The sequence below is a fragment of the Herbaspirillum sp. Her2 genome (genome assembly GCF_057961375.1).
In genome coordinates this window covers 4,690,656-4,716,293 of record NZ_CM176331.1, presented here as the reverse complement: position 1 = coordinate 4,716,293, position 25,638 = coordinate 4,690,656, and the positions used below count along the sequence as shown (strand labels likewise).

Annotated in this window: 20 protein-coding genes; 16 read left to right on the top strand and 4 right to left on the bottom strand. The window is 62.1% G+C overall.

The window, feature by feature from the left end; translation table 11 throughout:
- Window positions 1–29 precede the first annotated feature (29 nt).
- The 10 genes from aptA to ACWHXP_RS21360 all read left to right on the top strand — a co-directional run bounded on the left by aptA (window position 30) and on the right by ACWHXP_RS21360 (window position 12,852).
- A complete protein-coding gene (gene aptA, locus ACWHXP_RS21405) occupies window positions 30–1,358 on the top strand; it encodes an omega-aminotransferase AptA (RefSeq protein ID WP_204726776.1) in 1,329 nt (442 codons plus the stop codon).
- 35 nt (window positions 1,359–1,393) lie between these two features.
- Window positions 1,394–2,887: a CoA-acylating methylmalonate-semialdehyde dehydrogenase gene (locus ACWHXP_RS21400; protein ID WP_121041228.1), complete on the top strand. Its 1,494-nt coding sequence runs from the start codon at window positions 1,394–1,396 to the stop codon at window positions 2,885–2,887.
- A gap of 574 nt (window positions 2,888–3,461) precedes the next feature.
- A complete protein-coding gene (locus ACWHXP_RS21395) occupies window positions 3,462–4,655 on the top strand; it encodes an ABC transporter substrate-binding protein (protein ID WP_121041230.1) in 1,194 nt (397 codons plus the stop codon).
- Between the two features lie 193 nt (window positions 4,656–4,848).
- On the top strand, window positions 4,849–5,715 hold the full coding sequence (locus tag ACWHXP_RS21390) for a branched-chain amino acid ABC transporter permease (RefSeq protein ID WP_034340650.1): 867 nt from the start codon (window positions 4,849–4,851) through the stop codon (window positions 5,713–5,715).
- A gap of 52 nt (window positions 5,716–5,767) precedes the next feature.
- Window positions 5,768–6,766: a branched-chain amino acid ABC transporter permease gene (locus ACWHXP_RS21385; RefSeq protein ID WP_489635104.1), complete on the top strand. Its 999-nt coding sequence runs from the start codon at window positions 5,768–5,770 to the stop codon at window positions 6,764–6,766.
- Window positions 6,763–7,530 (top strand): ABC transporter ATP-binding protein, encoded by a 768-nt coding sequence (locus tag ACWHXP_RS21380; protein ID WP_034340654.1) that lies wholly within the window; start codon window positions 6,763–6,765, stop codon window positions 7,528–7,530. Before ACWHXP_RS21385 ends, ACWHXP_RS21380 begins: the two co-directional genes overlap by 4 nt.
- A complete protein-coding gene (locus tag ACWHXP_RS21375; RefSeq protein WP_489635105.1) occupies window positions 7,527–8,231 on the top strand; it encodes an ABC transporter ATP-binding protein in 705 nt (234 codons plus the stop codon). Before ACWHXP_RS21380 ends, ACWHXP_RS21375 begins: the two co-directional genes overlap by 4 nt.
- Window positions 8,232–8,266: 35 nt before the next feature.
- A complete protein-coding gene (locus ACWHXP_RS21370; RefSeq protein WP_489635106.1) occupies window positions 8,267–9,526 on the top strand; it encodes a Zn-dependent hydrolase in 1,260 nt (419 codons plus the stop codon).
- A 37-nt stretch (window positions 9,527–9,563) separates the two neighbouring features.
- Complete coding sequence (locus tag ACWHXP_RS21365) at window positions 9,564–11,057, top strand: M81 family metallopeptidase (protein ID WP_489635107.1); 1,494 nt, start codon at window positions 9,564–9,566, stop codon at window positions 11,055–11,057.
- A 220-nt stretch (window positions 11,058–11,277) separates the two neighbouring features.
- Window positions 11,278–12,852 carry a methyl-accepting chemotaxis protein gene (locus ACWHXP_RS21360; protein ID WP_489637749.1) on the top strand — a complete coding sequence of 525 codons (1,575 nt, stop codon included), beginning with the start codon at window positions 11,278–11,280 and terminating at the stop codon, window positions 12,850–12,852.
- A 4-nt stretch (window positions 12,853–12,856) separates the two neighbouring features.
- On the opposite strand, the gene ACWHXP_RS21355 is transcribed toward ACWHXP_RS21360, so the two are convergent.
- Entirely contained in the window at window positions 12,857–13,747 is an 891-nt protein-coding gene (locus ACWHXP_RS21355; RefSeq protein ID WP_489635108.1) for a TauD/TfdA dioxygenase family protein, read from the bottom strand.
- Window positions 13,748–13,902: 155 nt separating this feature from the next.
- Between ACWHXP_RS21355 and ACWHXP_RS21350 the strand changes: the two genes are divergently transcribed.
- The 5 genes from ACWHXP_RS21350 (at window position 13,903) to ACWHXP_RS21330 (ending at window position 20,552) form a co-directional block, all read left to right on the top strand.
- A complete protein-coding gene (locus ACWHXP_RS21350; protein WP_489635109.1) occupies window positions 13,903–14,838 on the top strand; it encodes a cupin-like domain-containing protein in 936 nt (311 codons plus the stop codon).
- A gap of 277 nt (window positions 14,839–15,115) precedes the next feature.
- A complete protein-coding gene (locus tag ACWHXP_RS21345; RefSeq protein ID WP_489624178.1) occupies window positions 15,116–16,090 on the top strand; it encodes a DUF4123 domain-containing protein in 975 nt (324 codons plus the stop codon).
- A 2-nt stretch (window positions 16,091–16,092) separates the two neighbouring features.
- Complete coding sequence (locus ACWHXP_RS21340) at window positions 16,093–19,020, top strand: T6SS effector BTH_I2691 family protein (RefSeq protein ID WP_489635110.1); 2,928 nt, start codon at window positions 16,093–16,095, stop codon at window positions 19,018–19,020.
- A gap of 9 nt (window positions 19,021–19,029) precedes the next feature.
- Window positions 19,030–19,785 (top strand): putative type VI secretion system effector, encoded by a 756-nt coding sequence (locus ACWHXP_RS21335; protein WP_489635111.1) that lies wholly within the window; start codon window positions 19,030–19,032, stop codon window positions 19,783–19,785.
- A gap of 32 nt (window positions 19,786–19,817) precedes the next feature.
- Window positions 19,818–20,552, top strand: a complete 735-nt coding sequence (locus ACWHXP_RS21330; RefSeq protein WP_489635112.1) for a putative type VI secretion system effector — start codon at window positions 19,818–19,820, stop codon at window positions 20,550–20,552.
- A gap of 102 nt (window positions 20,553–20,654) precedes the next feature.
- On the opposite strand, the gene gatB is transcribed toward ACWHXP_RS21330, so the two are convergent.
- The 3 genes from gatB to gatC form a co-directional block, all read right to left on the bottom strand.
- A complete protein-coding gene (gene gatB / locus ACWHXP_RS21325; protein WP_489624182.1) occupies window positions 20,655–22,115 on the bottom strand; it encodes an Asp-tRNA(Asn)/Glu-tRNA(Gln) amidotransferase subunit GatB in 1,461 nt (486 codons plus the stop codon).
- Window positions 22,116–22,160: 45 nt separating this feature from the next.
- Complete coding sequence (gatA, locus tag ACWHXP_RS21320; RefSeq protein WP_034340678.1) at window positions 22,161–23,627, bottom strand: Asp-tRNA(Asn)/Glu-tRNA(Gln) amidotransferase subunit GatA; 1,467 nt, start codon at window positions 23,625–23,627, stop codon at window positions 22,161–22,163.
- Window positions 23,628–23,700: 73 nt separating this feature from the next.
- The gene (gatC, locus tag ACWHXP_RS21315; RefSeq protein WP_134134198.1) at window positions 23,701–24,003 is read right to left on the bottom strand and encodes an Asp-tRNA(Asn)/Glu-tRNA(Gln) amidotransferase subunit GatC; all 303 of its coding nucleotides are present in this window, start codon (window positions 24,001–24,003) and stop codon (window positions 23,701–23,703) included.
- A gap of 358 nt (window positions 24,004–24,361) precedes the next feature.
- Here gatC and ACWHXP_RS21310 point away from each other — a divergent pair, with 358 nt between their 5' ends.
- Window positions 24,362–25,405, top strand: coding sequence for a rod shape-determining protein (locus tag ACWHXP_RS21310; protein WP_006465688.1), 1,044 nt, complete (start codon window positions 24,362–24,364; stop codon window positions 25,403–25,405).
- Window positions 25,406–25,638: the final 233 nt, after the last annotated feature.

Sequence of the window (25,638 nt, the reverse complement as noted above, 5' to 3'; positions counted from 1 at the left end):
AGACATTTCCCTTTTTCACGGTGCCTGCCATGTCCAGCCAAGACCAAACGCATCCCTCCAGCCTGTCGGCCTACTGGATGCCCTTCACTGCCAACCGCAACTTCAAGGCCGCGCCGCGCATGCTGGTGTCCGCCGAAGGCATGCACTACCGCGACGATGCCGGCAACAGCATCCTGGACGGCACTGCGGGCCTGTGGTGCGTGCCGCTGGGCCACGCCCATCCCAAGATCGTGTCGGCCGTGCAGAAGTCCGTGGCCACGCTGGACTACGCGCCCTCCTTCCAGCTCGGCCACCCGAGCGCCTTCGAACTGGCCGAGCGCCTCAAGGCCTATACCGGCAACCGCTTCGCCAACGTGTTCTATACCGGCTCCGGCTCGGAAGCGGTCGATACGGCCCTCAAGATCGCCCTGGCCTATCATCGCGCCAAGGGCAACGCCACTCGCACCCGCCTGATCGGCCGCGAGCGCGGCTATCACGGCGTGGGCTTCGGCGGCATGTCGGTGGGCGGCATCGGCGGCAACCGCAAGACCTTCAGCACCGCACTGCTGCCGGGCGTGGACCACCTGCCGCATACCCACAACCTGGAAAAGAACGCCTTCACCAAGGGCGAGCCGGAATACGGCGCGCACCTGGCCGATGAGCTGGAACGCCTGGTCACCCTGCACGACGCCTCCAACATCGCCGCCGTGATCGTGGAACCGGTGGCCGGCTCCACCGGCGTGCTGATCCCGCCCAAGGGCTACCTGAAGCGCCTGCGCGAGATCTGCACCAAGCACGGCATCCTGTTGATCTTCGATGAAGTCATCACCGGCTTCGGCCGCCTGGGAACGCCCTTTGCGTCCGACTACTTCGATGTCGAACCGGATATCTTCACCACCGCCAAGGGCCTCACCAACGGCGTGGTGCCGATGGGCGCGGTGTTCGTCAAGAAGGAAATCCACGACGCCTTCATGAACGGCCCGGACGGCATCGAGCTCTTCCACGGCTACACCTACTCCGGCCACCCGCTGGCCTGCGCCGCCGGCCTGGCTTCGCTGGAAGTGTTCCAGACCGAAGGCGTGCTGGAAAATGCGCAAGCGGTGTCGGATTATTTCCAGGAAGCGGCGCATGCCCTGCGCGGCCTGCCGCACGTGATCGACGTACGCACCATTGGCCTCATCGCCGGCATCGAACTGTCCTCCATTCCCGGCCGCGTCGGTGCCCGCGCCTATGACGCTTTCGTGCGTGCCTTCAATGACGGCATCCTGATCCGCGTCACCGGCGACATCATCGCCCTGTCGCCGCCGCTGATCATCAACAAGCAGCAGATCGACGAACTGTTCGGCAAGCTGGCGGCCATCCTCAAGACCCTGGCCTGATCCCCTTCACCCAAGCAATGACGCAAGAAAGATTCATGGAAAAGATTGCACACTACATCGGCGGCAAGCGCGTCGATACCCAAAGCGGGCGCTACGCCGATGTCTTCAACCCGGCGCAGGGCGTGCCGGTGGCGCAGGTTGCGCTGGGCACGGCCGACGAGGTCGATGCGGCAGTGAAGGCCGGTGTGGCCGCCTTCCCGGCCTGGTCCAACACCCCGCCGCTGACCCGCGCCCGCGTGCTGTTCCGCTTCCTGCACCTGATCCAGCAGCGCGCCGACGACTTCGCCCGCATCATCGTGCGCGAGCACGGCAAGACCTTCTCGGATGCCCAGGGTGAAGTGGCGCGCGGCATCGAGATCGTCGAGTTCGCGGCCGGCATCCCGCAGATGCTCAAGGGGGAATACACCGACCAGATCGCCCGTGGCATCGACGCCTGGTCGATGCGCCAGGCGCTGGGCGTGGTGGCCGGCATCACGCCGTTCAACTTCCCGGCCATGGTGCCGATGTGGATGTTCCCCATCGCCATTGCCTGTGGCAACTGCTTCGTGTTGAAGCCCTCCGAGCGCGACCCGTCGGCGGCGCTGCTGATCGCCGACCTGCTGCAGGAAGCCGGCCTGCCCGATGGCGTCTTCAACGTCATCCAGGGCGACAAGGTGACGGTCGATGCCCTGCTCGATCATCCGCAGGTCAAGGCCATCAGCTTCGTCGGTTCGACCCCGATTGCCGAATACATCTATGCCCGTGGCTCGGCCAAGGGCAAGCGCGTGCAGGCCCTGGGCGGTGCCAAGAACCACATGGTGGTCATGCCCGACGCCGACATGCAGCTGGCCGTGGATGCCCTGATGGGTGCGGCTTACGGCTCGGCCGGCGAGCGCTGCATGGCGATCTCGGTGGCGGTGGCCGTGGGCAGCGCCGGTGATGAGCTGGTGGCCGCACTGGCCGAGCGCGCACGCAACCTGAAGATCAACGAAGGCATGGCCGCCGGTGCCGAGATGGGCCCGGTGGTAACAGCCGCTGCCAAGGAACGCATCGAAGGCCTCATCGGCCGTGGTGTGGAAGAAGGCGCGACGCTGGTAGTGGATGGCCGGGGCTACCAGGTCCCGGGTTTCGAGAAGGGCTTCTTCGTCGGCGGCACCCTGCTCGATCATGTGACGCCCGAGATGACGGTGTACAAGGAGGAGATCTTCGGACCGGTGCTGTGCGTGCTGCGCTGCCCGGACATCGCCAGCGCAGTCGAACTGATCAATGCGCACGAGTACGGCAACGGCGTGGCGGTCTATACCCGTGACGGCGGCGTGGCGCGCGAGTTCGTGCGCCAGATCGAAGTGGGCATGGTAGGGGTCAACGTGCCGCTGCCGGTGCCGATGGCCTTCAGCAGCTTCGGCGGCTGGAAGCGCAGTCTCTTCGGTGACCATCACATGTACGGACCGGAAGGCGTACGGTTCTACACCCGGGCCAAGGCGGTGATGCAGCGCTGGCCCAATACGGCCAGTGCCGGTGCGGAATTCGCGTTCCCGCAGATGAAATAAACAGGATCAACGGCATGAATTTTTCATGCCGTTTTTCTTTGGCGGGTGCGTATCATGAAGGGCCTGTCCCGCCCTGCCCAGACGGTGTTGGTGCAGAAAACGTCAGGCAAGGTGCAGAAACGATCAGCCATCCCCAGCCCGCAGGAAGTCAAATGCGGGCTTGCACCAAAAGCAGCAAACCTTAGAAAACCAGACCGTCGTGGCCGACCGGTGGAGACACACCGGCAGCACGGGAGAACGGCAAACCACATTTGGAGACACGCTCTGCGGAGCGGCAGGAGGAGCCCCATGACGGCTCACGCCATGCGGCGCAAAAGCGCGCTGCAACAGCGTTTACGGCTTGTCACGCCCCGTATTGCAGCGACTGCGCAAGACGGTGCGACCCTGTTGACCCACCCTTTTCCGCCGGTTCGTGGCGGAGGATTCCACACGTCCATGCAAATCATCCCTGCCCGGCTTTCCTTAGTTTTTCAGGAAGCACGGGCATGGAACTTGCGTTGACGGGCAGTACTGCAGCATTGCGCAATTCCATGGATGTCATCTGTCAATCGTAAGCTTCGAGGGAGAAACAAGCATGATCAGCCGTCGCAATTTCCTGAAACTGTCCGCACTGGCCGCACCCGGCGCATTGAGCTACCACGATGTGTTTGCCCAGGCCGAGAGCATTGCCTTCGGCTGTCCGGTGCCGATGTCCGGCCCCTTCGCCGCCAACGGCAAGTTCGCCGACATGGGCATGAAGCTGGCCCTGCAGAAATACGGCAAGGTGCTCGGCAAGAGCACCAGCTACGTGACCCTGGACACCGAAGGCAAGCCCGCCACGGCAGTGCGCAAGATGCAGGAGACCATCGAGAAGGGCACGCGCTTCTTCGCCGGCGGCATCCTCTCCGGCGAAGCGCTGGCCATGGGCAAGGAAGCCGACAAGGCCGGCGCAGTCTTCATCACCACCGCCGGGGCCGACGAGATCACCGGCAGCGATTGCAACCGCGCCACCTTCCGCTGGTCGGTACCGACCTTCGGGGCCATCGAACAGACCGTGCGTCCGCTGCTGGAGAAGCTGCCCAATGCCAAGCGCTGGTACACCATCACGCCCCAATACGTGTTCGGCGAAGGCCTGCTGTCGGCGGCCAAGAACATCTTCAAGGAAAAGGGCATCGAGCATGTGGGCAACAGCTACCACTCGCTGACCGAGAAGGAATTCTCCGGCTATCTCACCAATGCCATGGCGGCCAAGCCGGATGTGCTGCTGCTGCTCAACTTCGGTTCGCAATCCTCGGACACGCTGCGCCAGGCGGTCAGCTTCGGCATGAAGAACAACTGCACCATCCTCATGGCCTGGGCCTCGGGACTGGAACAGTTCGAGACCCTGGGGGCCGATATCTGCGATGGCGTCTACTTCGGTGCGCAGTACTGGCACGCCATCGATTCGCCCTTCAACAAGGAATTCGTCAAGCTGGTCAACGACAATCTCAAGATCGATCCCAACTACAGCCTGGCCGGTTCCTACATCTGTACCAAGATCATCCTGGACGCCATCATCAAGGCCAACAGCACCGATCCCAAGGCGGTGATCGCGGCCATGGAAGGCATGAAGTACGAGGGCCTGACCGGCACCGAGGAAATCCGCAAGGGCGACCACCAGGTCATCAAGAACTACTACCTGCTCAAGGGCAAGGCCAAGGCGAAGATGGCCAACAAGAATGACTATGCCGACATCGTTTCCTCCGGCAAGTCCTTCCTGCCGCTGGAGAAGACGCAGTGCAAGCTGTGATGTGGCGTTGATGGGATGCTGCATTCCGGCACTCCCCTTTCCGTTCGGACTGAGTAGCCGCGTCAGCGGCGTATCGAAGGCGTGGCTTCCCCTGTATTGACGACGGCGCGCCTTCGATACGACCCTGCGGGTCTACTCAGTTCGAACGGTGATTTGGCTTGACTGAACTTCCTTGTTCTTCTCACGAGGTTCCATGAACATCTATCTGCTGCAGATCGCCAATGGCGTGGGCATCGGCATGCTCTACTTCCTGCTGGCAGTGGGCTTGTCGATCGTCTTCGGCCTGCTGCGCTTCGTCAATTTCTCTCACGGTGCCTTCTTCCTGCTGGGCGCTTATCTCTGTTACGAGGCCACCAGCCGCGGCCTGGATTTCTGGTGGTCGCTCTTCATTGCCCCCGCCGCCGTGGGCCTGTTCGCCTGGGTGGTGGAGCGCTTCGTGCTGCGCCACGTGTACGCCCTGCCGCATCACTTCCACATCCTCTTCACGGTCGGCATGGCGCTGGTGATCCAGGAAGCGGTGATCTCGGTCTGGGGACCGCTGGGCAACAATGTCTCGCCGCCGGATCTGCTGCAAGGCGTGGTGATGTGGGGCGGCTTCGTCTATCCCAAGTACCGCCTCTTCGTCATCGGCCTGACCGCCGTCATGGCGCTGCTCCTGTGGTGGGTGCTGGAAGGCACGCGCCTGGGCTCGATCGTGCGGGCCGGGTCGGAATCGACCGAAATGGTCAGCCTCCTCGGCCTGAACATCCAGCGCATCTTCAGTCTGGTCTTCGCCCTGGGTGCCGCTACCGCCGGGCTGGCCGGGGCGCTGGCCGCACCGATACGCGGGGCCGATCCCTTCATGGGGGTCGAGGCGCTGGGCATCGCCTTCGTGGTGGTGGTGGTCGGCGGGCTGGGCAGCTTCTGGGGTGCGCTCATCGGCGGCATCCTGGTCGGCATCGTGCAGAGCGTGATGAGCACGGTCTGGTCCGAAGGGGCGCACCTGATGATCTACGTGGCCATGGCCGCCGTGATGCTGCTGCGTCCGAATGGATTGCTGGGCCGGCCCGGCGCGGCCTGAGGCCGCATTACGTCACCTGACGCCACCTGACGTTTTCTGCACAGAGGCTTTCATGAAACAGATTGCGCATTTCCGTTACACCCTGCTGGCCGCCGCCGTGGTGCTGTTGCTGCCGCTGCTGCTGCCTTCCGGCACGCTGGCCACCGAAGTGCTGGTGTTCGCCCTGGCCGCGCTGGGCTGCAACCTGCTGCTGGGCTATACCGGCCTGATGTCCTTTGGCCAGGGCATCTTCTTTGGCGTGGGCAGCTATACCACCGGCGTGGTGCTGCTGCAGTTGAAACTCGCGCTGCTGCCCGCATTGGCCCTGGCGGCCGTGGGCGGCGCGCTGGTAGCGCTGCTGGTGGGCTGGTTCTCGATCCGCCAGCGCGGCACCTACTTCGTGATGCTCACGCTGGCCTTCGCCCAGATGTTTTATTTCCTGGCCTATACGTTGAAGGACGTGACCGGCGGCGACAACGGCCTGCTGGACATCCCGCGTCCGCCGCTCTCTCTGTTGGGCTTCACGCTGCTGCCGACCGCTTCCTCGTGGCAGTACTACACGGTGGTGGCCATCCTGTTCGTGCTGGTGTTCTGGCTGCTGCAGCGCGTGGTCGATTCGGTGCTGGGCAAGACCCTGCTGGCGGTGCGCGAAAACGAAGCGCGCGCCTCGGCGCTGGGCTATGACGTAAGGCTGCTGAAGCTGGCGGCCTTCGTCATCTCGGGCGCGGTCACCGGTCTGGCCGGTGGTCTGCACGCGATGATGACCGGCGTGGCCCCTCTATCCAACATCGAATATCACACCAGTGAAGCGATACTCGTGATGACCGTCATCGGCGGCACCGGCAACCTGTTTGCCTCGGTGCTGGGCGCGAGCTTCTATGTGCTGGTGGGCAACTGGCTTTCCACGCTGTGGCCACGCTGGCTGATGCTGCTGGGGCTGCTGTTGATTGCGGTCAGCCTCTACATGCAGAAGGGCCTGTTCGGCCTGGCCGTGAAGTTGATCGATGCCGCGCGCGGCCGCAAGGATGACGCGGCGCAAGCCGCCACCGTGACCAAGGAGAAGCACTCATGAGCCGCCCCATCCTGCAAGCGGTCAACGTCACCAAGCGCTACGGCAAGTTCACCGCCGTCAACGGCATCACGCTGGACATCGAGGCCGGCACCGTGCATTCGGTAATCGGTCCCAATGGCGCGGGCAAGACCACGCTGTTCCATACCCTGACCGGCACCACGCCCATCACCGAGGGCAGCATCCTGGTCGAGGGCGAGGAAGTGGCGCACCTACCGGGCAATCGCCGGGTGCAGAAGGGATTGGCGCGCTCCTTCCAGGTGACCAGCCTGTTCCCCAACCTGAGCGTGCGCGAGAACCTGCGGCTGGCTGCGCAGGGCCGTTCGCCGCTGGCCGCACTCAATCCCTGGAAACGTGCCGAACAGTTCACTGCCGCATGCACACTGGCCGATGAGCTGGTGGCGCGCCTGTCCCTGCAGGCGGTGGCGGAGCGGGCCTGTGCAGAACTTTCACATGGACAGCAACGCAGGCTGGAGGTGGGCATGGCCATGGCCGGACGGCCCAAGGTGATCTTCTTGGACGAGCCGACCTCGGGCATGGGCATCGACGACATCGCCGAGATGAAACAGCTCATCCACGGACTGCGGCGCGACTACACGGTGGTGCTGATCGAACACAACATGGATATCGTGATGGATATCTCGGACCGCATCACGGTGATGCAGCTGGGCCAGATCCTGGCGCAGGGCAAGCCGGCCGAGATCCGCAGCGATGAACGCGTGCGCCGGGCCTATCTCGGCAGCATGATCACGGGAGGCAAAGCATGATCCTGCAAATGGAAGACGTTCACGGCTACTATGGCAAGAGCCACATCCTGCAGGGCGTGTCGCTGCAGGTCGATGCCGGGGAAGTGGTGACCCTGCTGGGACGCAATGGCGCGGGCAAGACCACGACCTTGAAAAGCATCGTCGGCGTGGTGCCGCCGGCGCAGGGACGCGTGCTGTTTGAAGGCCAGGTCATCAGCGGCCTGCCCTCCTACAAGATCGCGGCCCGCGGCGTGTGCCTGGTGCCGGAGCATCGCGGCATCTTCAAGCTGCTGACCGTGGAAGAGAACCTGACCATGGCCGCGCGCAAGGAATCCGCATGGGGTCTGGACGAGGTCTACACCATCTTCCCGCGCCTGAAGGAGCGCCGCAGGAATGGCGGCGGCCAGCTCTCCGGCGGCGAGCAGCAGATGCTGGCCATTGCACGCGCGCTGATGACGCATCCACGCGTGCTGATGCTGGACGAACCGGTCGAAGGCCTGGCCCCGGTAATCGTGGACGAGATCGTGGCGCAGCTGCGGCAGATCAAGGCGACCGGGATGTCCATCATCCTGGTGGAACAGAATCTGGAAGTGTGTACGCAACTGGCGGACCGGCATTACATCGTCGAACAGGGACGCATCGTCTACAGCGGCAGCAATGCCGCCTTCCTGGCCGATGATGGCGTGAAGGACCGTTATCTGGGCGTGAATCTGGCGGCATGATGGCTGCCGCGCACCAACCCGAACAAGGACTCGATATGGACATGAAAACACAAGCCTCCACCCTGCGCATCGACGGCACGCGCCTGTGGGATTCACTGATGGAACTGGCCCGCATCGGCGGCACTGCCAAGGGCGGCGTCTGCCGCCTGGCCCTGACCGACCTCGACAAGCAGGGCCGCGACCTGGTCACGTCCTGGGCGCGCGCTGAAGGCATGAGCGTGGTGGTGGACCAGATCGGCAACATCTTCATGCGCCGCCCGGGCCGCAACAATGCGCTGCCGCCGGTGATGACGGGCTCGCACATCGATACGCAGCCCACTGGCGGCAAGTTCGACGGCAACTACGGCGTGCTCTCCGGCATCGAGGTGATCCGCACCCTGAACCAGTACAACATCCAGACCGAGGCTCCCATCGAAGTGGCGGTATGGACCAACGAAGAAGGCTCGCGCTTCGTGCCGGTGATGATGGGCTCGGGGGTCTTCTGCGGGGCCTTCACGCTGGAGCATGGCTACAACGCCACCGATATCGACGGCAAGAAGGTGCGCGACGAACTGGAACGCATCGGCTACATCGGTGAGCAGGTCTGCGGCGACCATCCCATCGGTGCGTATTACGAGGCGCACATCGAACAGGGGCCGGTGCTGGAAAATGCCGATACCGTCATCGGCGTGGTGCCGGCGGTGCTGGGGCTGTCGTGGTACGACTGTACGGTGACCGGTTTTGAATCGCATGCCGGGCCGACCCCGATGGAAATCCGCAAGGATGCGCTGCAGGTATCGACCTTCATCATGCAGGAAGTAGTGGCCATCGCCAACCGCTATCCGCCTTACGGACGCGGCACGGTGGGCCAGGTGCAGGTGATGCCCAACAGCCGCAACGTGATTCCGGGGCAGGTGAAATTTTCCATCGACCTGCGCAACGTCAGCGAGGACTCGCTCACGCGCATGCATGAAGACCTGCTGGCCTACCTGGAAGCGATGCGCAAGAAGACCGGGCTGTCCATCGAACTGGAGCGGGTCTCGTACTTCCCGCCCTGCCCCTTCCATCCGGATTGTGTGGACAACGTGCGCGCGGCCTCGGCCGCACTGGGCTACAAGACCATGGACGTGGTCTCCGGCGCGGGACACGACGCCATCTATGCCGCACGCCTGGCACCGGCAGGCATGATCTTCGTGCCCTGCAAGGATGGGGTCTCCCACAACGAGATCGAAGATGCGCGCCCCGAGCACCTCGAAGCCGGCTGCAACGTGCTGTTGCAGGCCATGCTGGCCAGCGCGGGCGTGGTCGCCGACTGATCATTGCATGAATTTGGATTGATGCAAAAAACTGAACATGAAACCGAAAATCGTCATTGCACGCATGAATCACGAGACCAATACCTTCTCGCCGATTCCCACACTCCTTGAAGCCTTCGCCCCGCAATGGGATGCCGATGCGTATCGCGACCAGAAGGGTGCGCGCACCGCGATGGGCGCCTTCCTCGAACTGGCCGAACAGACCGGCGCCGAGATCGTCACGCCGCTGGCTGCATGGGCCAATCCCAGTGCGGCGGTGGCGGCCGATGCCTACACGGTGATGTGCGACGCCATCGTGCGTGCCATTGAAGGTGGCTGCGATGCCATCCTGCTGGACCTGCATGGCGCCATGGTGGCCGAGAACGCCGAGGATGGCGAAGGCACGCTGCTCGAACGCATCCGCCGCATCGCGCCCGATACGCCCATGGCGGTGGCGCTGGACCTGCATGGCAACGTCACGCGAAAGATGGTCACGCATGCCGATGTGATCGTCAGCTTCAAGACCTATCCGCACATCGACATGTTCGAGACCGGCGAGCATGCCGGCCGCCTGCTGCTGGCGCGGCTGCAGGGCAAGTCGCAGCCAACGATCGCCTGGCGCCAGGTACCGGTACTCTCGGCCACGCTGACCAGCAATACCTCGGCCTCGGCCATGCAGCGCGCCGTGGAAGCGGCCAAGGCGGCGGAGCAGGAAGCGGGCGTGCTGGCGGTGTCGGTGCTGGCGGGATTCCCGCTGTCGGATTTCCGCGATGCGGGGATGTCGGTGGTGGTGGTGACCGAGAACGACACCGCACTGGCCGATGCCGTGGCCGAGCGCATCGCGCGGCAGATCTGGAATGAACGTGACGACTTCGTCTATGACAGCCTGCCGCTGGCCGAATCGCTGGCGCAGGCCCGTGCACTGAGCGAGGGACCGGGACAAGGGCCGGTGCTGCTGCTGGATCACAGCGACAACGTCATGTCGGGCGGTACTTGCAACACTATGGACGTGCTGGAAGCCGCTCTGCAGGCGGGTCTCACGGGCATTGCCGTGGGCCCCGTGAGCGACCCGGAAGCGGTGGCGCAGCTGGTGCAGGCCGGGGTGGGTGCGACCGTCACGCTGGCCGTGGGCAACAAGGTGGACCTGGCTGCGCAGGGCATCAGCAAGACGCCGCCGGTTTATACCGGAAAGGTATCGGCCATCAGCGATGGCCGTTTCACCGTCACCGGGCCGATCTACACCGGTTCGACCTTGCAGATGGGGCGCAGCGTGCTGCTGGACATCGGTGCGGCGCGCATCGTCATCACCGAGGAGCGGGTCGAACCGTATGACCTCGGGGTCTTCACCAGCCTGGGCCTGGACCCGGCGCAGCAAGCCTTCCTGATCCTGAAGTCGCGCATGTATTGCCGTCCGGTCTTCGTGCCCATCAGCCGCGCGCTGGTGGAGTGCGATTCCGACAGCGGCGGCCCGACCAGCGCCAATTTCCGGCTGTTCCCGATCAAGAAGGTGCGGCGGCCGATCTATCCGCTGGATCCGGCCATGGACTGGTAACACGCACCGGGCTTGCGCTGCGGGCCGATGGGCTTTGCCGTAATACAACACCCCGGTATCGGGATATTCCCGAGTTGTGTCGTGCCGGGGAGGGCCTGTGTTAGCCTGCAAAGACAGCAAGGATGGGCTGCCCGTCCTTGCTGCCAGCGCCCGGCTCACGATCACAACAGAAAAACAGCACACCAGCCGCCGGTCGCCTCACTCAATCAGGGGAGACGGAATGAAAAACCTCAAGATCGGCGTACGCCTGGCCATCGGCTTCATTGCCTTGCTGATGTTGATGGCCGTGATGGTCGGCCTGGGCGTGTGGCGTCTGGGCAGTATCGGGGACGCCACCGACGAGATGACCCAGATTGCGCTGAAGAAAGAGCGCGATGCCGTACAGTGGCATGCGGCCATCAAGGAAAACGGCGTGCGCACCTTCGCCGTCATGAAGAGTGATGACGATGCCTTCCAGCAATACTTCCAGAAGCAGATCGATGCGCAATCGGCCAAGATCAGCCAGCTGCAGAAGCAAGTGGAAGCGGCCATCACCGATCCCGAGGAAAAGCGTCTCTTCGCGGAAGTCGGCAAGCTGCGGGCCGCCTATCGCGATACGCGGCAAAAGATCTTCGACATCAAGACCGCCGGCGACGATGCACGCGCCCGCGAGATGACCGATACCACGCTGGTGAAGATGATGGATGAGTACGCCGACAGCGTGCTGCGCTATGCCGATTACCAGAAGAAGGTGATCGACCAGGCCGCCACTGAGATCAACGGCGACTATCGTTCAGGCCGCAGCATGCTGCTGATGCTGGGTGCGCTGGAAATCGTGCTGGGCGCGGCACTGGCCTGGCTGCTCACGCGCAGCATCACGCGCCCGCTGAACCAGGCGGTGAGCATCGCGGAAACGGTGGCCGCAGGCGACCTCACCTCGCGCATCGAGGCCAATAGCCGCGACGAAACCGGCCAGCTGCTGGCCGCGCTCAAGTCCATGAATGGCAACCTGCAGGACATCGTGGGGCGCGTGCGTTCCGGCACCGAGACCATCAACGTCGCCTCGCGCGAGATTGCCACCGGCAACCTCGATTTGTCGGCGCGCACGGAACAGCAGGCCGGTTCGCTCGAAGAAACCGCATCGGCCATGGAACAGCTCACCTCCACCGTCAAGCAGAACGCCGACAATGCGCGCCAGGCCAATGCGCTGGCCGCATCGGCCTCACAGGTGGCCAGCCAGGGTGGTGCGGTGGTGGAGCAGGTGGTGGCGACCATGGGCGAGATCCACGCTTCGTCGCAGAAGATCGCCGACATCATCGGCGTGATCGATGGCATCGCCTTCCAGACCAACATCCTCGCGCTCAATGCGGCAGTAGAAGCGGCGCGCGCCGGTGAGCAGGGACGCGGCTTTGCGGTGGTGGCCTCCGAAGTGCGCTCGCTGGCGCAGCGCTCAGCGTCGGCGGCCAAGGAGATCAAGCAGCTGATCGGGGATTCCGTGGAAAAGGTCGGCGATGGCAGCCGCCTGGTGGCCCAGGCCGGTGACACCATGCAGGAGGTGGTGCACAGCGTGGCGCGCGTGACCGAGATCGTGCGCGAGATCACGCTGGCCAGCCAGGAACAGAGTGATGGCATCGAACAGGTCAACCTGGCCATCACCCATATCGATGAAGCCACGCAGCAGAATGCCGCACTGGTGGAAGAAGCGGCCGCGGCGGCGCGCTCCATGCAGGATCAGGCGGCCTCGCTGACCGAGGCGGTCAGCGTGTTTCGTCTCGATACCACCTTGGTAGCGGACGCGCCAGCGCGCCCTCAGTAATCGCTCAACGCGGCACGTCGCCTTCGACGGTGGTGCGATAGAGCGTGCGGCGCAGGTGTTGCGGGGTGATCGCGGCGTAGTGCTGGGTGCTGCGGTTGTCCCAGAACACCATGTCATGCGCCTGCCAGTGGTGCGTATAGACATTCTCAGGGCGCGTGATATGGGCGTGCAGTTCCTTCAAGAGCGCATCGCTTTCGTCACTGGGGATGCCGATGATGTGCGAGGTAAAGCCTTCGCTCACGAACAGGATCTTGCGGCCGCTTTCCGGATGGGTGATGACCACCGGATGCTCCACCGGCGGCACTTCATCGATCTGCTGCTGCGTCAGCGGCTGGCGCCACGGCGAGAGCTTGCGCAGGCGCTCGTAGCGGTAGACGTAGGAGTGCACGGCGCGCTTGCCTTCGAGCTGGGTCTTGAGCGCGGCGGGCAGGCTGTCCCAGGCGGCAGCGGTATTGGCGTAGAGCGTATCGCCGCGTTCAGCGGGCAATTCTTGCGAATGCAGCAGCGCGCCCAGGCTGGGCTTGGGCATGTAGGACAGGTCCGAGTGCCAGTCCGCGCCGGCATCGACCAGGCCGATGGGCTTGCCGTTCTCGACCACGTTGGAGACGATCAGAATTTCCGGATGGCCGGCCAGGTGGAAGCGGTTCAACACATGCACCTGCAGCGGACCAAAGCGGCGGCTGAAATCGATGTGCTGCTGCGGCGTGATGCGCTGCTCGCGGAACACCACCACGCCATGCTCGACCAGGGCGCCGCGGATGCGCGCCAGCTCTTGCGCCGAGACCGGCAGGTTCAGGTCCAGGCCAACGATTTCCGCGCCCAGCAGGGCGTCGAAAGGACGGATCTCGAAGTGTTGTTGCGTCTGCTGCGTGCGTTCCAGTGTGGCGACCGACATGGGGACTCCTGTGTAGGCGGTGCCAGCCCGGCGCATGTCCGGCTGGCCAAACGCTCATTACACTCCCCCGGCTACCCCGGAACAAGGAAGAAGAATTCATATCCTTATGCGGCAATCGAGATAGGGACTGCAGCAACCCCATTAAAATGGCGAGGATGAAACCGTCCGAGCCTTCTCCTTCACTTCACCCCGGAACCGCCCATCCTGCGGCACGGTCCCTGCCGCCACGCCCCGACGTCAGCGGCCTGAGCGCGGAAGAAGCCGCGGCACGCAAGGCGGCGCGCGACCAGCGCGATGCCCAGGTGCGTGGCGTGAGTTCGGTGGCCGAGATGCGTGAGGCCATCCGTGCGGCCAGTGCGGCGTTGCCCGTGGTGCATGAGATCGCGCGCATCGGGCCGCAGAAGACGGCGGCCTTCCGTGAACGGGCACGGGCGGGGTTGCCCTTCATCATGACGGGCATGGCCGGCCGCTGGCCGCTCTCGGCGATGTCGGTGCAAGCGCTGCGGGAACACTTCGGCCAGCTGCCGGTGCGGGCCCGCGTGGGCGACTACATCAACACCGCCTTCGCGCCGGACCGCGCCATGCAGGACATGACGCTGGTCGATTACCTGGAACAGGCGCTGGCCGATGAGAGCGGGCTGCCGCCCTATCTGGGCAATCTGGAATTGCGGGAATTGAATCGCCTGTGCCACTGGCCCAACTTCTTCGAGAAGATGGGGCCGCCGCGCTTCTGGATCGGCCCGGCCGGCTGCATCACGCCGCTGCATTGCGACTATGACGACAATGTCTTCGCGCAGGTATGGGGCAGCAAGCGCGTCTGGCTGGCACCGCCGCATCATGACCAGTATCTCTATCCGAAGGAGGCCAATGCCATCCTGTTCGGTTCTCCCTTCGACCCCGATCATCCGGACCTGGAGCGTTTTCCGCTGGCGCGCCAGGCGGCACTGGTGTGCTGCGAAGTGCAGCCGGGAGAGATGCTCTACATCCCGGCGGGTTGGTATCACCAGGTCAGTTCATTGACCTTCTCGCTGTCGAGCAATCGCTGGGCGCGGGGGCGGCCATTGGTGTTGGACGCCGCAGAATCGCCATGATCGAAACATTGACGAGATAAACGTCGATCATTTTCTAGCTTCCGCTTCTTTTTCTTCCCTTTACGCCTTCCGCAGATATTGGCCCCGCATGATGTGCGGCCTTGCTGCGGCCTGATGCAGACACGCTTCTGCACCTGTTTTCACTTCAACTTCACCAACAGTCCAGATCGCAGCTTCTTCCTGAAGACCTGACGACGAGGAAAACCGTGAAGTCCCAATCGCAACCCGCACGATCAACCAGGCGGCTCGCTGCGCCGACACCTGCGACATCAAGCACATGGACTACGTGAGCCGCCAAGCGCCAGCGGTGGCTGGCGGCGCTGATGTGCTGATCCAGCATCTGCACCGCCATTTCAGCGCTCATTCGGACAGTCGATGCCTGCTGTGGATCAATCCTGTGCTTCAAGATCCCTTCGACGCCGGCGAAGTGGAGCAAGACAGGCGCGTGCGCCTTCCTGTGGCGCATGCCAACTTCGACCCGCTGCTAGGGCCCTATCTGGTGACGCTGGATCTGGCGCGCCGTCACGACTCCGATCTGCTGGAACGCAGCGTGCAATGGGCTTGGGCCGACTGGACACTGGAGCAGCTACAAAGAATGCGTGGGCATTCGGTATGTGGATGGATCACCTGCTCCGTCAGTGCCGAGGATCTGGCCCGACATTGGGCTGCAAGCTGCTATCTCCACAGATGGAACGGACTGGACACCTTGCTGCGGTTTCATGACCCCGGGGTGCGCGAATGGCTTTGGCCCATGCTCGATGCTCAGCAACGCCACACCTTGCTTGGCCCGGCCCAGGCCATCTGGGCCATCGGACGGCAACACAGCTTGCTGGTTCAGGACCGTTCTCCAGAAGACCTCTCTGCCATCGACAGCGCGCCATCCATGATGCGCCTGAAACTGAGTGTCGACCAGTGGGCTGGCGTCAGTGACTTTGCCAACGTCCATGCCGCATGGCTGCAGCTGTGCTCGCAAGACAGCCTGTGGGCTGACCGGCTCGCCATGCAAGCCGGCTGGCCCCAGCGCACCTTCCACCGTCTGCAACATGCCAGCCGTTACGGTTTGCGCGACGCCCGTTGCCGCACCCTGTTTGCCAGACACGCGCTGGAGATTGGCATGGACTTCCATCTTGCCCCCTTGCTGGCCCCGGTATGGCTGAAGACGGCGGAGGGTGTGCCATATGGACGGGCTCTGGAAGACGTCATCCACGACCGCCCTGACCTGCTGGCAGGGATTTTTCGAAAGGCGCTTTGATCATGGCTTGTACCAATCCTCAGAATCCATCCTGCCCGAACTGCAACAAAAGCGGTCTGGCCATCCTGCCGGTACGCTATTGCGTGGTCCCCAAGGAGGTTGATGCATTTGTCCCCGCTCCGTTGGGCAACAAGGTCTTGACGGTTCCTCTGCGCAATCACAACTATGCGCTGCGCACCTTGAGACAGGGTTTCCTCTATCTCTTCCACGAGAAGCATCCCAGCGGCAGCCACATCAAATGGGAAGTCTTTGCGGTCTCCGAGGCCGGCACGCTATGGAAGATGCCATCGGCGAGCGCCATCCGGCTCGTCAGCGAGGAACCCCAGTGCGCGCGCAATGGGCACAATCTCCCGGCATCGGTCATCACGATCGAAGAGCCACAACACTGCAAGCGAGTCTGGCTGGCGTTTTCCGAGCATATGTGGAGTGCGGAGACACTGGCCGACTTTGAGCGTGACGTCAAACTCCGTGACCGCCGGATGCAGTGCTTGGAGCCGGCGACCTGGATAGCCGCTGGCGGCTATCGTCACGGGCTTGCCGCGAGCAAACGCAACATCGAGCAGATATTGGAATATCGCCCGCGGTATGACGCTGGCACGCTCAACAGAAGCGGCATGAGAAACATCAGCAAGCCGGCCAAGGATGGCAGCTACTTCAAGGAAGTACTCACGCGGGAAAGCACCGTCCATGTCTCCTTTTCCCGTGCGGATCAGAGCGAGACCATCGCTAGCCTGATGCAGCAGATCGGCAAGCAGGCAAAGGGAAAAGATCATCCGCCCATGATCATGGGGCTGTGGGATGCGGTAGGCATCGTGCATGAGCTCAATGGCTATCGCAATGACGTGGTCGGTTGGTCGGAAAAGTACGTGGACGAACTGGAGCAGCAGGTCTCGGCGATGATGACCATTGACGGCTTGCGGGAAGTACTGGGGGAACGCGCGGCTCAATTTCAAGAGGCGGTTCAGCAGGCACAGCCTATCAGGCAACCTGATACCGGGCCGATACGGGCCCGTGCCGCGACTCGTCCGATGCAGGAGCGGCAGAAGCTTGAGGAAATCTGCGACCTCATCGATGACTTGCGCATGACGGACATTTCGCCCCGGGTCATCGATCCTGACCATCTGCTCCACCGCGTCAATCGACTACCTGAACCGCAGCGTAGCGAAGAACTGGCAAAGGTGCGCGTGAAGGCTGACGAACTGGTGCGTGCACGGGGAAAAGCGGGCCGCAAGAATGTTGCCTACGCGCGTGCCGGTGCATGGAAAAAATATGAAAGCCGGCTGGACAAGCCGCTGCTGGAAAAATTCAAGAAGAACTACCAGGCTTTCCAGGACGAGGTCGCTCGCATCGCCGAGGAGCGGACGGAAGACCTGGTGCTCTGGCTGGAATCGAAGAGTCTGCTGGACGCCTTCAGCGAGTTTCATGGAAAGAACGTCCATGACGGCATGGTGTTTGACGATCAGGTCGGCCGTGCGCTCTTTGGCATGAACCACAGCCTGGTTGGTCAGCGCAAGATCGCCGCCTGGGTGGACGACATGCAGGCCACCGAGAGCAATCTGCTATGGAGGGCCATGGCGCTCAATCAGGTCGAAGCGATGCACGAACTCGATGCCTACCTGAAAGAGGCCAGCGCCCACAACGACAAGCAGGTGCTGGCGTCCAGCCTTGGCTGGGACACCGTCTTTCAAAAGAGCCTGAAGTCGGTAGCCGACGTCTACAAGAAGGCTAACAGCCTCTACGTCGCTAACGACAAGGCGGCCTCCGCGAAAGGGTCGATGGCCTTCGATGTCGCACTCAAGGCATATCCCACACGGGGCATCGATCGTCAGATCATGACGACGGGTGACGCCATCATGCGGCGATTCCGGATCGACAGCGCGCTCGATTATGGGGGCGAGAAAATGATCCAGCACCTTTTGAGCATCCGGGCGCTGGTGGATCCGGCGGACTCGCTGCAGCTGATACGGGTGCAATCGAAGGAAGAAGGCATTGCGCGACAGCAGACTATGGAGCGGCTGCGCACGGCCCGGACCTTCCTGATGGAAGACAAGCCGGAGATGAGAACGGTGCAGGCGGAGAAGTTGCGCGCGGCCTGGGAAGGATTCAAGAACAGCGGCACGCACACCAATGCCGTCAAGGACATCCGGTTGAACCTGCTGGTCATGTTCATCGAGGGGGGCAACTTCGCCAAGATGATGGGCGAAGTCCTGAAGAAGAATGACAAGAAAAGCTGGCTGGCGCTGGCCGCTTCAGGCATGACGATTACGGCGGGCCTGTTCGATATCACGGCGACGCTGGTGAAAGGGATTGCGCAGGATGCGGCAGGTGATTTTGACAAGGGCGCTTCGCTCTGGAGCTATCAGCGGTTGAAGTTGGCGGGGGGATTGTTGAGTGCCGGGGGATCGACGATTGGGGCTTATTTGGACTATGAGGAATTTGCTAAGGCTGCGGATAGAAAGCAGTGGGGAGTTAGCTTTTTATACGTATTGAAAACCGGCGCAGGAGTAGCTAGCACAATCATCTCCATAGCAACTGCATTCACTTACTCTGCCCCATATATACGTCATTTAACTACTAATTCAGTTCTTCTTCTCGCTGCAAAAAAGGTAGGTCAGAAGGAAGTTCCTTTACTTGTAGCAAGGGGTTTATTGATGACGATGGGAGGGGCGCTCTCTATCGGACTATTCGCCCTACAAGTCCTAATATGGATTTTCGCTGACGACGAGTTGCAAGTCTGGTGCTCCCTCTGCTCATTTGGAGAAAAGCGTGAGACCCCCGCTGGGTACGCGTCTAATAGGGAACAAATGCTGGCTCTCAACAAAGCCCTGGTGGAGCTTGCGCTAGCACCTCCTGCCAAGGAAGCGAATTCCGAGAGAGCTTGGGGATCTCTTGAAGATCCCACATTGGAAGAATTGCGGATATATTTTTGAAAGACAGAAATGACCGAATTTATAGACATCCCCAACGACGATGATTTTCAGAAATTGGCAGGCCATATAAAGAATTTCAGGAAGTCACGCGAGACAGCCAATTTCTTCTTCACTGCACGCGATCAGAGCAACATGCGCCTCGGAGCCATTCTGTCGGCCTTGATCGGTGACTCCGGGCAGGCGGCGACTCTGTCTAACTATGCCTCTTCCATGGAGGGCATCGGAGACTATGTTCAACTTGAGCTTGACGGGCGTACTCTCGGTGGATGGTTATGGGGAAGTCCTTTCAAGGACGGCGACTATGTAGAAGCCGCCGTCAGACGACAAGGAAACTGCTACGAGCTGTTCGCTTTGTATAAACCGGGGGAACGCACTATTGCCCTTTATCCCCATTGCATCAAAGGCACGCGTGCTTTCTTACGTAGCGCCGTAAGAAAGACCTTGGTTACCAACGCTCTCTTTCTCACAGCCATTTCCCTCATCATCCTTTTGGGCGGAAATCAGTCGCTGAGCTACCGGATAGAATTCATTTCTTCAATAGAAGCGAGGTGGGGATTCTTGCTTGCCATCGCACTCACCACTGGTATTTGCTTCGCCATACTTTGGAAATGGCTCCCCTTTGCAAAGCTCGCGGAAAAAATATTTCGTGCTCTAGATTTTCCGCGACCCGCCGAGGTCAATTTGTCGGAATCCACCAAGCGTCTAACCGCACAGGATGAGGATGACGAAGATGAGGAAGACAACGGCCTCTATTTTAAATATTAGAAGAGCCGGCTATCCGAGCACAAAGTTAAAAGTTGACCGCCTTTATAGACATCCCCAACAGCAATGATTTTCAGAAATTATCAGGGCATATAAAGAATTTCAGAAAGTCACGCGAGACAGCCAATTTCTTCTTCACCGCACGCGATCAGAGCAACATGCGCCTCGGAGCGATTCTGTCGGCCTTGGTCGGCGACTCGGGGCAAGCGGCGACTCTGTCGAACTATGCCTCTTCCATGGAGGGTATCGGCGATTATGTTCAATTTGAGTTGGAAGGACGTCGTGTCTATGGGTGGTTGTGGGGCAGCCCATTCAAAGATGGCGACTATGTAGAAGCTGTGATCAAGAAGCAAGGTGGCAGTTACGAATTGTTCGCTCTGTACAAACCAGCAGAACGAACTATCGCGCTTTACCCCCATTGCATCAAAGGAACCCTGAGACGGACCTTGTTTGCCAACGCTATTTTCATCACTGCGCTTTCTCTTTTATTTCTGTTTGGCGGAAAGCAGTCACTGGAGCAAGGAATCAAATTTATTTCCTCAAGGGAAGCCCTGGGGGGTCTCTTCCTCGGCATTATAATCACCTCGGGAATTTGCTTCACCATGCTTCGAAAATGGCTTCCGTTCGCCAAGCTGGCAGAAAAGATCTTTCGTGCGCTGGAGTTTCCATCACCCTCCGACATCAATTTGTGGGAGTCAACCAAACGGCTGAGCGCACCGGATGAGGATGACGAGGATGAGGAAGACAACGGCCTCTATTTCAAATATTAAAATCGCCCCCTCTTTCCAAGCCCCCAATAACAAACCCCACGCCCGTTGCCAGGCGTGGGGTTCATCCACCAACTTGTTGCGCTACCAGGCAACGGGCGTGAATCAGCCCGCCAGCTTCTTGCGCAGCAGTTCCGTCAATTGCGCCGGATTGGCCTTGCCGCGCGTGGCCTTCATGGCCTGGCCGATCAGGGCGTTGATGGCCTGTTCCTTGCCGGCGCGGAATTCCGCCACCGACTTTTCATTGGCCGCCAGCACCTGGTCCACGATGGCTTCCAGCGCGCCGCTGTCCGAAATCTGCTTCAGGCCCTTGGCTTCGATGATGTCATCGGCCAGGGAATCCTTGTCGGACCTGGCTTCCCACATGCCCGCAAAGACTTCCTTGGCGATCTTGTTGGAGATGGTGCCGTCGGCGATGCGCTTCAACAGCAGCGCCAGTTGTGCGGCCTTCACGGGCGCATCGGCGATGTCGGTGTCTTCGCGGTTGAGCGTGGAGGCCACGTCACCCATGAGCCAGTTGGCGGCCGGCTTGGCCTGGTCCTTGCCCGCGGCAGCCACCACAGCTTCGAAGTAGGAGGCCATGCCCTTGGATTGCGTAAGCACCATGGCATCGTATTCCGGCAGCGCATAATCGGCCACGAAGCGCTCGCGCATCGCGGCGGGCAGCTCGGGCATGGTGGTCCTGACGCGCTCGATCCACTCCTGCGAGATGGCCAGCGGCGGCAGGTCGGGGTCGGGGAAGTAACGGTAATCCTGCGCGTCTTCCTTGCTGCGCATGGAACGGGTTTCCTTCTTGTCCGGATCGTAGAGGCGGGTTTCCTGGACCACTGTGCCACCGTCCTCGATCAGCTCGATCTGGCGGCGCACTTCGTAGTTGATGGCCTCTTCCAGGAAGCGGAAGGAGTTCAGGTTCTTGATCTCGCAACGGGTGCCGAATTTCTCCTGGCCCACCGGACGCACCGAGACGTTGGCGTCGCAGCGGAAGGAACCTTCCTGCATGTTGCCGTCGCAGATGCCCAGCCACACCACCAGCGAATGCAGGGCCTTGGCGTAGCCGACGGCTTCGGCGGCGCTGCGCATCTCGGGTTCGGTGACGATTTCCAGCAAGGGCGTACCGGCGCGGTTGAGGTCGATGCCGGTCATGCCCTGGTAGTCCTCGTGCAGGGACTTGCCGGCGTCTTCTTCGAGGTGGGCGCGGGTCAGGTTGATGGTCTTGATCTCGGTCTTGCCGTCCTTCTCGACGGCGAAGGACATGGTGCCGCCTTGCACCACGGGGATCTCGAACTGGCTGATCTGGTAGCCCTTGGGCAGGTCAGGATAGAAGTAATTCTTGCGCGCGAACACCGAGCGCGGGGCGATGGTGGCGCCGATGGCCAGGCCGAACTGGATCGCACGTTCCACCGCGCCCTTGTTCAGGACCGGCAGCACGCCCGGCAAGGCCAGGTCCACCGGGCTGGCCTGGGTGTTGGGCTCGGCACCGAAGCGGGTCGAGCTGCCGCTGAAGATCTTGGATTGGGTCGAAAGCTGCGTGTGCGTTTCGAGGCCGATGACGACTTCCCACTGCATGATGTTGTCCTTGCGAATGCTGTTGTAGTTGACGAGAGCCAGCGATCAGGCCGGTTCGCGCAGGTGCCAGTCGGTGGCCTGCTGGAACTGGTGCGCCACGTTCAAGAGGCGCGCTTCGTCGAAATAATTGCCGATGATCTGCAGGCCGACCGGACGCTTGCCGTTCTTCTCGCCCTGTCCGAATCCGCAAGGAATGGACATGCCCGGCAAACCGGCCAGGCTGGTGGAGAGCGTGAAGATGTCGGCCAGGTAGTTGGCCACCGGGTCGTCGGTCTTGTCGCCCAGGTCCCAGGCGACGGTGGGCGAGACCGGGCCCATGATGACGTCGCACTGGCGGTTCTCGCCGGCCAGGGCGCGCTGGAAGTCCTCGGCGATCAGGCGGCGGATCTTCTGGGCCTGCAGGTAGTAGGCGTCGTAGTAGCCGTGCGAGAGCACATAGGAACCAACCAGGATGCGGCGCTTGACCTCGTCGCCAAAGCCTTCGGCGCGCGACTTCTTGTACATGTCAGCCAGGTCCTTGTAGTCGGCGGCACGGTGACCGTAGCGCACGCCATCGAAGCGCGACAGATTCGACGAGGCTTCGGCCGGGGCGATCACGTAATACACGGGAATGGACAGCTCGGTCTTGGGCAGCGAGATCTCGACCAGGGTCGCACCCAGCTTCTCGAACTCGGCCAGGGCAGCGCGCACGGCCGCTTCCACGTCAGCGGCCAGGCCGGCACCGAAGAATTCCTTGGGCACGCCGATGCGCAGGCCTTGCAGGCTCTGGTTCAGCGAGCGGGTGAAATCTTCCTTGGGGCGTTGCAGGCTGGTGGAATCGCGTTCATCGAAGCCGGTCATGGCGTTCAACAGCAGGCCGCAGTCTTCGGCCGTCTTGGCGATCGGGCCGCCCTGGTCCAGCGAGGAGGCGAAGGCGATCATGCCGTAGCGCGACACGCTGCCATAGGTCGGCTTGATGCCGGTGACGCCGCACAGCGAGGCCGGCTGGCGGATCGAGCCGCCGGTATCGGTGGCGGTAGCGGCCGGCGCCAGGCGCGCGGCCACGGCAGCGGCCGAGCCGCCGGAGGAGCCGCCAGGGATGGCGGTCTTGTCCCAGGGATTCTTGACCGCGCCATAGAACGAGTTCTCGTTGCTGGAGCCCATGGCGAATTCGTCACAGTTGAGCTTGCCCAAGGTGACGGTACCGGCCGCGTTGAACTGCTCCACCACGGTGGCATCGAAGGGGCTCACGTAGTCCTGCAACATGCGCGAACCCGCTGTGGTGCGCCAGTTGCGGGTGACGAAGATGTCCTTATGTGCAATGGGCACGCCGGTCAAAGGACCGGCATCATTGCCTGCCAGGCGTACATCGGCGGCCTTGGCCTGCGCCAGGGTGAGGTCGCGGTCCACATGCAGGAAGGCATTGAGGTCGCTGGCCGCAATGCGGTCCAGGAAAAGGGTCGCCAGTTCAGTGGCGGAAATCTTGCGCGCTTGCAGTTGCGCGGACAGTTCTTTGAGGGTGAGCTTGTGCATGGAGTCGGTTACGCTGCGGTCTTGCGGGCCGGCTGGGCCGGAAGCGGACGGTGGCTGGCGCGAAGCGCCGGATTCATTCAATGACCTTGGGCACCAGGTACAGGCCATCCTGGGTGGCCGGGGCCGGTTGCTGGTAGTCCTCGCGGCGATTGGATTCGGTCACGGCATCTTCGCGCAAACGCAGTGCCAGCGCCGGCTCGATGGCGGCGATCGGGTGCGACAGCGGTTCCACGCCGGAGGTATCGATGGCCCGCATCTGTTCCACCAGGGCGAAGATGCCATTGAGCTTGTCCAGGGTGGCATCGGCCTCGGCCGGGGTCAGCTCCAGTTGGGACAGTTTGGCGATGCGTTGGACGTCGGAAAGGACTAGAGACATGGTCGAAAGGACGCGCAGGGCGCGCCGCGTGATGTTGAAATTGGAAGACCCGTAGCCGCTGCGGCCGCAAGGCGTTTTCCGCAGCCTCGTTGCCGGGGCAAGTTCGCTTGCGCGGCGGGTCGACCGGGTCATGGCGTGAATCGCTTGAAAAACGGCAAACCCGCGCCAGATGGCGGCCGGAAGCTCCCGTAAAGCGGACGTTTTTGGCAAACTGGCTTGCTGGTTTCTCGAGAATTATAAGGTAGAATGTCGGATTAATGCCTTGCAGGCGCCTGATTTTCGCGTCGCCGCAGCATGAACGGACACCTCCCCCTATCAAAAAGCTAGGCGCCCCCTCGCGGGCGCATCAGGACAACTCATGTTTGGATTTCTCCGCAGTTACTTCTCCAACGATCTGGCGATCGACCTCGGCACCGCGAACACGCTGATTTACGCGCGCGGCCATGGCATCGTGCTGGACGAGCCGTCGGTGGTGGCGATCCGCCAGCAAGGCGGCCCCAACGGCAAGAAGACCATCCAGGCGGTCGGCAAGGAAGCAAAGCAGATGCTGGGCAAGGTGCCCGGCAACATCGAGGCGATCCGCCCGATGAAGGACGGCGTGATCGCCGATTTCACCGTCACCGAGCAGATGTTGAAGCAATTCATCCGCATGGTGCATGACTCCAAGCTGTTCCGCCCCTCCCCGCGCATCATCATCTGCGTCCCCTGCGGTTCGACCCAGGTGGAACGCCGCGCCATCCGCGAATCCGCACTGGGCGCGGGCGCATCCCAGGTCTACCTGATCGAGGAACCGATGGCTGCAGCCATCGGCTCGGGCCTGCCGGTCTCCGACGCCACCGGCTCGATGGTGGTCGACATCGGCGGCGGCACCACCGAAGTGGGCATCATCTCGCTGGGCGGCATGGTCTACAAGGGTTCGGTGCGCGTGGGCGGCGACAAGTTCGACGAAGCCATCGTCAACTACATCCGCCGCAACTACGGCATGCTCATCGGCGAACAGACCGCCGAAGCGATCAAAAAGGAAATCGGCTCGGCCTTCCCCGGGTCGGAAGTCAAGGAAATGGAAGTCAAGGGCCGCAACCTGTCCGAAGGCATCCCGCGTTCCTTCACCATCTCCAGCAATGAAATCCTGGAAGCCCTGACCGATCCGCTGAACAACATCGTCTCGGCCGTCAAGAACGCGCTGGAACAGACCCCGCCGGAACTGGGTGCCGACATCGCCGAAAAGGGCATGATGCTGACCGGTGGCGGCGCCCTGCTGCGCGACCTGGACCGCCTGCTGATGGAAGAAACCGGCCTGCCGGTGATCGTGGCCGAAGATCCGCTGACCTGCGTGGTGCGCGGCTCGGGCATGGCACTGGACCGCATGGACAAGCTGGGTTCGATCTTCTCGGCTGAATAAGCCGGCCGAAAGTCGCAGAACAGCCACAGCACCAAAGTACAGCAGTATCAAGGTACATGGGCCTGCCGGACAGCAGGCCCGGGCAGCAAAGCATGAACCGGCAGCGATGTACTGCCGGATGAGTGGGGAACCGAACCGTTCGATATGACGCCGTTCACACCGACCAGCCACAGGATGCGCACCCCGCGTGCGCACCCGATGCAGCGTCGGCGGGTACGGGGTCGCCAGAGCGC

Bases quoted from the DNA above. Each gene is read 5' to 3' on its own strand.
- gatB (WP_489624182.1), bottom strand. From the start codon at position 22,115: ATGCAGTGGGAAGTCGTCATCGGCCTCGAAACGCACACGCAGCTTTCG.
- ACWHXP_RS21400 (WP_121041228.1), top strand. From the start codon at position 1,394: ATGGAAAAGATTGCACACTACATCGGCGGCAAGCGCGTCGATACCCAA.
- ACWHXP_RS21365 (WP_489635107.1), top strand. From the start codon at position 9,564: ATGAAACCGAAAATCGTCATTGCACGCATGAATCACGAGACCAATACC.
- gatA (WP_034340678.1), bottom strand. From the start codon at position 23,627: ATGCACAAGCTCACCCTCAAAGAACTGTCCGCGCAACTGCAAGCGCGC.
- ACWHXP_RS21355 (WP_489635108.1), bottom strand. From the start codon at position 13,747: ATGTCGGTCGCCACACTGGAACGCACGCAGCAGACGCAACAACACTTC.
- ACWHXP_RS21350 (WP_489635109.1), top strand. From the start codon at position 13,903: ATGAAACCGTCCGAGCCTTCTCCTTCACTTCACCCCGGAACCGCCCAT.
- ACWHXP_RS21345 (WP_489624178.1), top strand. From the start codon at position 15,116: ATGGACTACGTGAGCCGCCAAGCGCCAGCGGTGGCTGGCGGCGCTGAT.
- ACWHXP_RS21310 (WP_006465688.1), top strand. From the start codon at position 24,362: ATGTTTGGATTTCTCCGCAGTTACTTCTCCAACGATCTGGCGATCGAC.
- ACWHXP_RS21375 (WP_489635105.1), top strand. From the start codon at position 7,527: ATGATCCTGCAAATGGAAGACGTTCACGGCTACTATGGCAAGAGCCAC.
- ACWHXP_RS21395 (WP_121041230.1), top strand. From the start codon at position 3,462: ATGATCAGCCGTCGCAATTTCCTGAAACTGTCCGCACTGGCCGCACCC.
- ACWHXP_RS21380 (WP_034340654.1), top strand. From the start codon at position 6,763: ATGAGCCGCCCCATCCTGCAAGCGGTCAACGTCACCAAGCGCTACGGC.
- ACWHXP_RS21390 (WP_034340650.1), top strand. From the start codon at position 4,849: ATGAACATCTATCTGCTGCAGATCGCCAATGGCGTGGGCATCGGCATG.
- ACWHXP_RS21360 (WP_489637749.1), top strand. From the start codon at position 11,278: ATGAAAAACCTCAAGATCGGCGTACGCCTGGCCATCGGCTTCATTGCC.
- ACWHXP_RS21340 (WP_489635110.1), top strand. From the start codon at position 16,093: ATGGCTTGTACCAATCCTCAGAATCCATCCTGCCCGAACTGCAACAAA.
- ACWHXP_RS21385 (WP_489635104.1), top strand. From the start codon at position 5,768: ATGAAACAGATTGCGCATTTCCGTTACACCCTGCTGGCCGCCGCCGTG.
- ACWHXP_RS21370 (WP_489635106.1), top strand. From the start codon at position 8,267: ATGGACATGAAAACACAAGCCTCCACCCTGCGCATCGACGGCACGCGC.
- aptA (WP_204726776.1), top strand. From the start codon at position 30: ATGTCCAGCCAAGACCAAACGCATCCCTCCAGCCTGTCGGCCTACTGG.
- gatC (WP_134134198.1), bottom strand. From the start codon at position 24,003: ATGTCTCTAGTCCTTTCCGACGTCCAACGCATCGCCAAACTGTCCCAA.
- ACWHXP_RS21335 (WP_489635111.1), top strand. From the start codon at position 19,030: ATGACCGAATTTATAGACATCCCCAACGACGATGATTTTCAGAAATTG.